10 protein-coding genes are annotated in these 10,161 nt (G+C 52.1%); 8 read left to right on the forward strand and 2 right to left on the reverse strand.

Annotated features, from left to right (window positions below; all coding sequences use genetic code 11):
* Positions 1-115: 115 nt before the first annotated feature.
* From ACTG33_RS07045 to ACTG33_RS07065, 5 genes are all read left to right on the forward strand, one after another.
* Positions 116-2,512, forward strand: a complete 2,397-nt coding sequence (locus ACTG33_RS07045; RefSeq protein WP_439134492.1) for a Tex family protein — start codon at positions 116-118, stop codon at positions 2,510-2,512.
* A gap of 39 nt (positions 2,513-2,551) precedes the next feature.
* Positions 2,552-3,013, forward strand: a complete 462-nt coding sequence (locus ACTG33_RS07050) for an EVE domain-containing protein (RefSeq protein WP_439134493.1) — start codon at positions 2,552-2,554, stop codon at positions 3,011-3,013.
* 15 nt (positions 3,014-3,028) lie between these two features.
* Entirely contained in the window at positions 3,029-3,952 is a 924-nt protein-coding gene (locus ACTG33_RS07055; RefSeq protein ID WP_439134494.1) for a ChaN family lipoprotein, read from the forward strand.
* A gap of 108 nt (positions 3,953-4,060) precedes the next feature.
* Entirely contained in the window at positions 4,061-4,534 is a 474-nt protein-coding gene (locus ACTG33_RS07060; RefSeq protein ID WP_439134495.1) for a CBS domain-containing protein, read from the forward strand.
* Positions 4,535-4,665: 131 nt separating this feature from the next.
* Entirely contained in the window at positions 4,666-5,046 is a 381-nt protein-coding gene (locus ACTG33_RS07065) for an STAS/SEC14 domain-containing protein (protein WP_439134496.1), read from the forward strand.
* Positions 5,047-5,160: 114 nt separating this feature from the next.
* Here ACTG33_RS07065 and ACTG33_RS07070 read toward each other — a convergent pair whose 3' ends face one another.
* Positions 5,161-6,183, reverse strand: coding sequence for a zinc-binding alcohol dehydrogenase family protein (locus ACTG33_RS07070; RefSeq protein WP_439134497.1), 1,023 nt, complete (start codon positions 6,181-6,183; stop codon positions 5,161-5,163).
* A gap of 487 nt (positions 6,184-6,670) precedes the next feature.
* On the opposite strand from ACTG33_RS07070, the gene ACTG33_RS07075 reads away from it, so the two are divergent.
* Positions 6,671-6,877, forward strand: coding sequence for a cold-shock protein (locus tag ACTG33_RS07075; RefSeq protein WP_167187766.1), 207 nt, complete (start codon positions 6,671-6,673; stop codon positions 6,875-6,877).
* A gap of 137 nt (positions 6,878-7,014) precedes the next feature.
* On the opposite strand, the gene ACTG33_RS07080 is transcribed toward ACTG33_RS07075, so the two are convergent.
* Positions 7,015-8,586 carry an alanine/glycine:cation symporter family protein gene (locus ACTG33_RS07080; protein WP_439134498.1) on the reverse strand — a complete coding sequence of 524 codons (1,572 nt, stop codon included), beginning with the start codon at positions 8,584-8,586 and terminating at the stop codon, positions 7,015-7,017.
* Between the two features lie 331 nt (positions 8,587-8,917).
* Between ACTG33_RS07080 and ACTG33_RS07085 the strand changes: the two genes are divergently transcribed.
* Together ACTG33_RS07085 and ACTG33_RS07090 are read left to right on the forward strand one after the other, a co-directional pair.
* Positions 8,918-9,667 carry a sulfite exporter TauE/SafE family protein gene (locus ACTG33_RS07085; RefSeq protein ID WP_439134499.1) on the forward strand — a complete coding sequence of 250 codons (750 nt, stop codon included), beginning with the start codon at positions 8,918-8,920 and terminating at the stop codon, positions 9,665-9,667.
* A 52-nt stretch (positions 9,668-9,719) separates the two neighbouring features.
* On the forward strand, positions 9,720-10,161 hold a 442-nt coding region (locus tag ACTG33_RS07090; RefSeq protein WP_439134500.1), incomplete at its 3' end, for an aldehyde dehydrogenase family protein.

The raw sequence follows: 10,161 nt of genomic DNA on the forward strand, positions 1-10,161 counted from the left end.
CATAATGGCCAGCTAATGCCCCGTATGGCCATACTCGCATGACCACTTATAAAAGGTCCCGGGGCGCCTGAATTCAATCCTTCCAGACTTACTCCGTATTCCAAGAGTTGTATCTATGAAAAGTATTTCCGCCCGTATTGCCGAAGAAATTGGTGCTCAGGAGCAGCAGGTTAATGCTGCCGTTGGTTTGCTGGATGAAGGGGCAACCGTGCCCTTTATTGCCCGGTATCGGAAAGAGGTAACGGGCGGTCTCGACGACACTCAAATGCGGAATCTGGAGGAGCGGCTGCGCTACTTGCGCGAGTTGGAAGATCGACGTGCCGCGATTCTGAAAAGCATCGAAGAGCAGGGCAAGCTGACGCCGGAACTCACCGCTGATATTAACAGTGCGGATACCAAAAACCGTCTTGAAGACCTTTATTTACCCTACAAGCCCAAACGTCGCACCAAAGGCCAAATTGCCCGCGAGGCCGGTCTGGAGCCTCTGGCCAATGACCTGCAGGCCAATCCTGAGCTGATTCCTGAAGACGAAGCCCAAAAGTACATCGTCGGTGGCGAGTTGAACGACGACAGCGAAGAAGCCAAGAAAATCACCGACATCAAAGCGGCGTTGGATGGCGCGAAATACATTCTTATGGAGCGTTTCAGTGAAGACGCCAACCTGCTGGGTCGCCTGCGCGATTTTCTCAAAACCGAAGGCACCATCTCTGCCCGTGTAATGGACGGCAAGCAGGCCGAAGCCGCCAAGTTTCAGGATTATTTTGAGCACGATGAACCCTTAAAGGGGATTCCATCCCACCGGGCACTGGCCATCTTCCGCGGTCGCAATGAGGGCTTCCTGTCCATTGCCATTACCGTTGGTGACGAGGAAGACCGCACAGCCGCTCATCCTTGTGAGGCCATGATTGCCGATTTCTGGGAAATCCGCGATCAGGGACGTGCCGCCGACAAGTGGCGGGGTGAAGTGGTGCGCTGGACCTGGCGAGTGAAATTGCTGACGCATCTGGAAACCGATCTGCTGGGCGAAATCCGCGAGCGTGCCGAAGAAGAGGCGATCCATGTGTTTGCCAGCAACCTGAAAGATTTGCTGTTGGCGGCTCCGGCCGGTCAGAAGGCGACCATCGGTCTCGACCCGGGTCTGCGCACCGGCTGTAAAGTGGCGGTGGTGGATGCTACCGGCAAGGTGCTGGATCACTGTGCGATTTATCCGACGCCACCACAGAACAAGATTCGCGAAGCGGAAGCGGTACTGGTGAACTTCTGCAAAAAATACGACGTCGGTCTGATTGCCATTGGCAACGGCACGGCGTCTCGTGAAACCGACAAGTTTGTCGGTGATGTCTTGAAAACTCATAAAGACATCAAGGCGCAAAAAGTCATGGTGAACGAGGCGGGTGCGTCGGTTTACTCCGCGTCCGAGTTTGCCGCCAAAGAATTTCCGGATCTGGATGTGACCATTCGTGGTGCCATTTCCATTGCCCGTCGTCTGCAGGATCCTCTGGCGGAGTTGGTGAAAATCGAACCCAAGTCCATTGGTGTGGGCCAGTATCAGCACGACGTCTCTCAGACTCAATTAGCACGCTCACTGGAAGCCGTCGTCGAGGATTGTGTAAACGCCGTTGGGGTGGAAGTGAATACCGCCTCCGCACCTCTGCTGGCGGCGGTGTCGGGTTTGAATCAAAGTATTGCCAACAATATCGTCGAGTTCCGTGATCAGAATGGTGTTTTCACCAGTCGTGAGTCGCTCAAGCAGGTGCCGCGTTTCGGTGCCAAAACGTTTGAACAGGCGGCGGGTTTCCTGCGTGTGGCCGGTGGCGATAATCCGCTGGACGCGTCTGCGGTTCACCCGGAATCCTACTCGGTGGTGGAAAAAATTGCCGCCCAAAATGCGCGCCCGATCAGCAACCTGATGGGGGATTCTTCGTTTCTGCGTTCACTGAAGGCGGTGGACTATACCGACGAAAAATTTGGTGTGCCTACCGTTACCGACATCATCGGTGAATTGGACAAACCGGGTCGAGACCCCCGTCCGGAATTCAAGACGGCACAGTTCCAGGAAGGCGTTGAGAAAATCTCCGATCTGGAGCCGGGTATGATCCTCGAAGGCACGGTCACCAACGTTACTGCATTTGGCGCGTTTGTGGATGTAGGTGTGCATCAGGACGGACTGGTGCATATCTCTGCTCTGTCCAATACCTTTGTGAAAGATCCACGCGATGTGGTGAAAGCCGGTGATATCGTTAAAGTCAAAGTGATGGAAGTGGATGTCGCCCGCAAGCGTATCGGCATGTCCATGCGACTTGACGATACTCCGGGAGAGCAAACCTCGGTGGCCGGTGAGCGTCGTCCTTCACGACGCCAAAACCAAAACGGCGGGCAACGCAGCTTTGGCGGCAACGACGGTAAAAAATCCAACGGTGGTCGTTCCGGCGGTGGCCAGAGTAAGTCGTCTGAAGGCACCATGGCGGCACTCTTTGCTCAGGCCAACAAAAAGAAAAACGGCCGCCTGTAACGTCAACGTACTTGCGAGTCTGAGCGTGGGGATTTGAACATGAATTACTGGTTATTCAAATCCGAACCGGACGAGTTTGGCATTGATGATCTCGCCGCTTGCAAGCGCGAGCGGTGGGATGGCATTCGCAATTATCAGGCGCGCAACCTGTTGCGTGATCAGGTGGCGGTGGGCGATCAGGTGTTGATCTATCACAGCAGTTGTAAAAAGGTGGGGGTGGCCGGTGTTGCCCGAGTCGTTGCTGCGGCTTATCCGGACCCGCTGCAATTCGATCCCGACAGCCAGTATTTTGATCCCAAGTCTTCCCCGGATAATCCCCGCTGGATATCGGTCGATATCACCTTTGTTGAAAAATTTCCTAACGTTTTGCCTCTGGCCCGAATTAAAGCCGCGCCATTGTTGGCAGATATGGTACTGGTCAAGCAGGGGCGTTTATCCATCCAGCCAGTGCAGCCTGATGAGTGGCAGGTGATTCTGGAAATGGTCAGGCAGTTTGGTTAGGGCAGGAATATTGGTATGAGTCTGATCCGGGCTGTTTTCTACCTGAGTCTGTTGATGTCGCCAGTAGCGACTCTTGCAGTTGACGTCGATTGGCAGTCTGCTTTGCTGAAAGACCATCCTCTGGTGGGAAAAATTGTTGAGCAGAAAAGCGGGCGAGTGATTTCTTATCACGAGTTGGTGACTCAGTTGGATTCCTTCTCAGTCATTCTGATTGGTGAGAAACACGATAATCCGGACCATCACCGGTTTGAATCCCGGTTGCTGCACTCGCTCGTTGATGCGAAAACTGCGGTTGCGTTTGAAATGCTCGATGATCAGCAGAAAAACGCATTGCAAACACTCCCGGCAGATATTTCCCTGAATGCGTTAAAAACCGAACTGCAGTGGCCGGAAAAAGGTTGGAGCTGGGATGATTACGGTCCCTTGTTTTTTCAGGTGATTCAGCAGGGTGGTCATCTTAAGGCGGCCAATATAGATCGCTCGCAAATGATGACGATCTATCGTGATGGGCTGGAGGCGCTGGACGATCAACGCCGTTTTTCTTCTGTCGATCGTGTTCGTGACAGTTTGCAAGCACCGATCATGGATCTTGTGTTTGATTCCCACTGCGGCAAGATGGCGAAAGACAAGTTGCAGCCGATGGTGGATATTCAGCTGGCAAAAGATGCCAGTATGGCTGCGGCAGTGGGTGTGACGCATGCCGATATGGCGCCCAACAGAAGTATTCTGATTACCGGAGGAGTTCATGCCCGCAAGGATGTCGGTGTGCCCCGTCACCTGCCGTCAAATCGTTCCAGCGTCACTCTATTGATGCTCGAAGTGAATGAGACGCTGAACTCAGCCGCACAATACCCGGCTATACAGCAAAATCAGGCAGATTATGTCTGGTTCTCACCAATGTTTACAGATGAAGATTATTGTTCTCGGCTGAGTGATTAACCCTATCCAGCCGATGAAATGGTATACGTGCCTGGTTTACTTTGAAATTCACAGAGCCGGTGATAGTCTTAAGTGAGTGATTGAAAAGCATCCTCCGGAGAATGGCTTATGAAAACCGATCTTTGTGCTCAAGATGTGATGACCCCTCAGGTTCTGATGGCTTACGAAGGTTGGTCCATCAAACGCCTGTCCGATTTCTTCGTGAAAAATAAAATCAGCGGTGCACCCGTGATCGCCAGTGATCACAGCCTGGTGGGTGTGGTTACCGTCACCGATATCCTGTCGTTTGAGAATAAAACCTCCGAGGAAAAAAGCGCATTGCTGCAGGAGGTGTATGCGGAATACGTCGGACAGACCTACGATGACGATATTTTGCAAACCATGATGGCGAAAGCTGACGAGAGTTGCACCGTCAATCAGGTGATGACCGAGCATGTGATCAAAATTGATGGCAAAACCAGTCTTCAGGAAGTGGCTTACGTGATGTTGCAACACGGCATTCGCCGAATCTTTGTCACCAACAATGGCATCATTGCCGGGGTTATCAGCACCCGAAATATCCTTTCAGCGATTGCTCAGTAGCGTCCCGTCTCAACCCTCCGCTCAGTCCGATAACGGGCTGCCGTAGTCTATACTTCTCTCGAATCCGACCTCCTTTGTCGTGAGGTCACTGCTTTGTTTTGTCATTCACTGTGTCGCAGGAGGGCGATAGTATGCAGATTGAAAAGCACGGTTTGTCTGTCGGTATCGAGAGGGTAGGTACAACATTTTTTCTGATGATAACGGCCGTTGGCACCCTGACTCATGAAGATTATGAGGTAATGGCTCCATTGATCGATTCTGCCCTCGAAGGCGTGAAGGATCCCAAAATCAAAGTGTTGTTTGATGCGACCGATCTGGATGGCTGGGAAGCTCGGGCGGCCTGGGATGATTTTAAACTGGGCTTAAAGCATGGCAGTAACTTCGAAAAGGTTGCGTTGTGTACCAGTAAGCGCTGGTTGGAAGTTGGTGCAAAAATTGGTGCCTGGTTCATTTCGGGGGACGTTAAGACGTTTGACACTCTCAGCGGTGCCTTAAATTGGTTGAACGAATAAAGTTGTCTGTTATTAATAAGCAGCCGGTACGGCTTCATCGGTGAGCCGTACCGGTGTTCAAGCGCCATCAAGGAGTATCAGGCGCTTGCAAGAGCTATTAGAGGTTATTAGGCACTAGTCCCAGCCTGTTAAGACCAGCTTGCCAATAGCTTTACCGCTTTCCAGAAAGCTGTGAGCCTTGCGCAGGTTCTCTGCATTGATGGGTTCCATTCGCTCTTTCAGAGTGCCTTGTAAAACGCCCTGATCAATCCCCTCTGCGACCTTGTTCAGCAGTTTTTGCTGCTCGATCATATCCTCTGTGTTAAACATCGCCCGGGTAAACATAAACTCCCATGAGAAGCTGGCGCTTTTGCTTTTTAACAGGCCCAGATCCACTGGTTGTTCGGTTTCCACGATGGAGCAGATATGCCCTTGCGGGGCGATGGCGTTAGCCATGGCGACCCAGTGCTGGTCGGTGGCGTTCAGGCAGAGAATGTAATCGACGGTGTCGACGCCAAGACCTTTTAGTTCGTCATCCAGCGAGTTGCGGTGATTGATCACCTGATCGGCGCCCATGCGCTTCACCCAGCCGGTGGTGTCGTCGCGGGAGGCGGTGGCGATCACGTTGAGCTTGGCAAACTGTTTCGCCAGTTGAATGGCAATGGAGCCGACCCCGCCGGCAGCGCCCACGATCAGAATGCTCCTGCCGGCGTGACGGCCCTCCGGACAAATGCCCATACGATCGAACAGCGCTTCCCAAGCGGTAATGCTGGTCAGGGGCAGGGCGGCCGCCTGGGCGAAATCCAGAGACTTTGGCATCTTGCCGACGATACGTTCGTCCACCCGCTGGAATTCGCTGTTGCTGCCTGGGCGGGTGATGTCGCCGGCGTAGTAAACCTTGTCGCCCACCTGATGGTGCTTAACATCGGGGCCAACCGCCACCACTTCTCCCGCGGCGTCCCAGCCGAGTACCCGCGGTGAGCTTTCGGTCTGGTCTTTGGGTGAGCGTATCTTGGTGTCCACCGGGTTGACCGAGATAGCCTTGACGGCCACCAGAATATCCTGGCCCTGGGGTGCGGCTGGCTGGTCGAGCGTGACGTCCATCAGGGCTTGTTCATCGTCAATGGGGAGGTATTGATATAAGCCGACGGCTTTCATTGGGGAGTCTCCACGTGATGGGGGTTTTTGTGATGAGAGGAGCGAATAGCTTGCTGTTTTCCGGAATTTGGAGAGTCCGGAATTTGGAGAGGATAGTGTATTGATGTGAATTTAGTAACAGATTGAAAGGGATGAGTTGAAAAAAGGCACCTGAACGGGGGAGCCAGGGCTATATCCATAGCCTCTGAGACAACCCTAAAGAAGGCATAGAAGGCCAGTAAAGGCGATTCTGACGACTATTTTGAGGTAATTGCCATTTGAGTGTCAGTTATTGTAAATAACAGTTGACTCGGTCGCAGTCTTGTTTATAAGCTAAGGGTCGCTTGAAAGTGCGACTGAATATTTATGCACACCATTTCGAAGTCCGTATTGAGTACCTCGTCCTGTTTTCATAAGTAAATAGCAACACACTTCAGCACAGCCGCTTTTAACTAATTTTAGTTAAAGGCAAAACATTACTATTGAAGAAAGATTAGGATTTGCACAAATGTCAAAGACTACCGGTACGGTTAAATGGTTCAACGAATCTAAAGGTTTTGGTTTCATCGAGCAAGAGTCTGGTCCAGACGTATTCGCTCACTTCAGCGCTATCCAGGGTTCAGGTTTCAAAACTCTGGCTGAAGGCCAAAAAGTAGAGTTCACTGTAACTCAAGGTCAAAAAGGCCCACAGGCCGAGGACATCGTTCCTCTGTAAGTCTCAGATTTCTGAGATGACCTAAAAAAAGGAGGCTAAGGCCTCCTTTTTTGTGTCTGCGATTTAGTGATTGCAGGTTTGCCGGTCAGTAATGACCGGCTGGATGTTGATTCCGTAATTCCTTAACCCTAGATCCCTCAGGCCACTTTGGCCTCCTTTCCTGCTCCAGTGGTCTCCGCTTGTGCTTTCTGACGGCGACTGGCGATTTCACCGCTTTTGACCTTAGCCAAATACTGATTCACCTCGCGCTTCACTTCCGGCGCGTAGAGGTACAGCCCGATAATGTTGGGTACTGCAATCAGGAACACAATGGCGTCTGAGAAGTTCAATACGGATGTCAGGTTGGTCATACAGCCCAGCATGACGAACAGGCAAAAGATGGTTTTGAAGATGTTCTGGCTGTAGTTGGCTTCACCAAACAGGTAGGTCCACCCCTTGAGCCCATAGTACGACCAGGAGATAGCGGTGGAGAAGGCAAACAGCAAGCCGGCGATCGCCAGAGGGTAGGGTGCCCAGCTGATGTGATGCTCAAACGCTGCCGAGGTCAGAGCAATGCCTTCCAGTCCTGAATCCATCAACCCATAGGGGTAGGCGGTTGTGATGATCACCAGAGAGGTTAGGGTGCAGATCACGACGGTATCAATGAACGGTTCCAGCAGCGAGACAATACCCTCAGAGGCGGGTTGGTCGGTTTGCACAGCTGAGTGAGCAATCGAGGCTGAGCCAATGCCGGCTTCGTTGGAGAACAGGGCGCGCTGGAATCCCACGATCATGGCGCCAATCATCCCGCCTGTCATACCATCACTGGTAAAGGCTCCGGAAAACATCATGGCGAAAGCCGTGGGTACGAATTCGGCGCTCATGGCGATGATCACAATGGCAGAGACGACGTACAGAATTGCCATAAACGGAACGACTTTGCCGGCTACCCGTGCGATTGAACGGATACCGCCCAAAATAACCGCGCCAATCACCAGCCCTAATAACAGGCCGAACAACCAGCCTTTGTCGGCAAAGAAGCTCGATTCGTCACCCGTGATATTCACAAATTGGGCATACGCCTGATTGGACTGAAACATATTGCCAATGCCGAAACAGCCAATCACCAGCGCCAGCGCATAAAATCCGCCCAGAAGCTTGCCGAGTAGAGGTTTATTGCGTTTGGCCAGAAAAGCTTCCAGGTAGTACATAGGCCCCCCGGAGACTGAGCCGTCTGGATTCTCGCGGCGATATTTTACGCCCAGTGTACATTCCACCAGCTTGGTCGACATGGCCAGGAATCCCGCCACGATCAGCCAAAAGGCCGCGCCGGGGCCACCGATGGAAATGGCAACGGCAACCCCACCGATATTGCCGATACCGACTGTGCCGGAGACTGCGGTAGCGACGGCCTGAAAATGAGAGATCTCACCGGAGTGAGAGGGGTTGTGGTAATCGCCTCGAACCAGTTTGATGGCCTGTCCAAAAGCCCGGATGTTTAAAAAACCCAGGTAAATCGTAAAGAAAGTGGCGGCTACGGCCAGCCATAAAACGATCAGCGGAATATCGTGGCCAAACAGATTGGCTTTGTAAAAGATAATATCAGACAGACCGCTGCTGACAGGAGACATCCAGCGGTCTACCTTTTCGTCCAGCCCTTCGGCGAAAACGGGGGTTGTGGGTACGGATAGCCCAAGCAGCCATCGGGCACGTAAGCGAGACATCGACATAGGTTTTATTAACTCCCCTATTTTAATTAACTGGGTTGTGCCGTTTGCTGATGAGCAAATCGCTCAGCAGTTATGCAAACCCTCACGCTTTAACCCTACCGCCTAGAATATCCTGCGAATAAGTCCAGTTGCACCGTATTTTGCGGACCAGTGAGTGATTTTTCTTGAAGTGCACCGCGTTGGGTGCTTGCGACAATGGTGTGCACATTGGTGGCGCACAACTCAAGCTCGTGAGGCTGGACTGATAAAAAAATCAGTCCTGGATCTGTGGTCATTCCTTTCTCTTGCTTAGAGTGCAATTTCCCAAATCATTGTGAAAAATCACCTGCTCATGGAAATCGCTGAACTGTCATACGGAGCTATCGCCATTCTTGCGGTGGCCATTGCGTTTGCCTCAATGATTACATCCGTGACGGGCATGGCGGGTGGTGTGTTGATGTTTGCCGCCATGAGTCTCTATATGCCGCTGCGACCTTTGGTCGCGATACACGGCGCTGTACAGGTGATGAATAACGCCGCCCGCACCTGGTTTTTACGGGCGGATGTGCGCTGGTCCATGTGTCTTCCTTTTTCTATAGGCGCAGTAATCGGCGCAGCATTGGCCACTTTTTTTGTTGCCAAGGTGGTGGGTGACTTCTTTCCGTTGTTGCTGGTGTTGGGGTTGATTGTGTACACGCTGTTTAAGCCCAGCAAATTGCCTCAGATAAAACTGCCGGATAGACAGTTCTTCTGGGTGGGTATTGGCACCGGTGCCATGGGGATTTTGGTGGGCGTGGTTGATCCGCTGTTGGCCGTCTTTTTTATGCGCGATGATCTGACGAAAGAAGAAGTGGTCTCCAATAAGTCGATGATGCAGGTGATTACCCATTGCACCAAAATCCCGGCCTATCTATTTTTGGGATTTTCATTCTGGGATCACGCCGAGCTGATTCTAATTCTGGGTCTGGCCGGAGTTGCAGGCGCAAAAGCGGGAGTTCTTATCCTGCATAAAATGCGAAAAGACGTGTTCTTTCTGTTGATGAAAGTTGCCTTGATGATCGCTGCGATACGCATCGTCTTTCAATTGGTCTCGGCCTACTGACTGAAGAAAGGCATGAAATAACGAATAAATTGCTAATTTTTAGGGGAATGAAATGTTGACGACCTATGAAGTGATCAACCCGTTCAGTCATGAATTGTTGGGTGAATATGAATTCGACAGCTGGCAGGTTGTGGAAGAAAAACTGCAGGCGTTGAACTTGGGGCGGCGTAGCTTGCGGGATATTCCGGCGTTCCGCCGGTCGGAAATCCTTCGCCGTCTGGCTGAGTTGTTGGAAGAGCGCGCTGAGCAGATGGCTGAATTGATCACCCGGGAAACGGGCAAGACAATCTCCGACAGTCGCGTGGAAATGATCCGGGCCATCAACGCCACCATTGCCAGCGCGGAAGAGGCGCGTCAGATCAGCGGTGAAACACTGGATTCCGATGCCTATGCTCCGGCTCGGGGAAAAATCGGGGTGGTGTGCTGGCGTCCGCTGGGTACGATTCTTTGCATTACCCCATTCAACTTCCCGATCAATATTGCTATGCACAAAA

This window comes from Pseudomaricurvus sp. (assembly GCF_965662505.1).
In the GTDB taxonomy this organism is placed as follows: domain Bacteria; phylum Pseudomonadota; class Gammaproteobacteria; order Pseudomonadales; family Cellvibrionaceae; genus Pseudomaricurvus.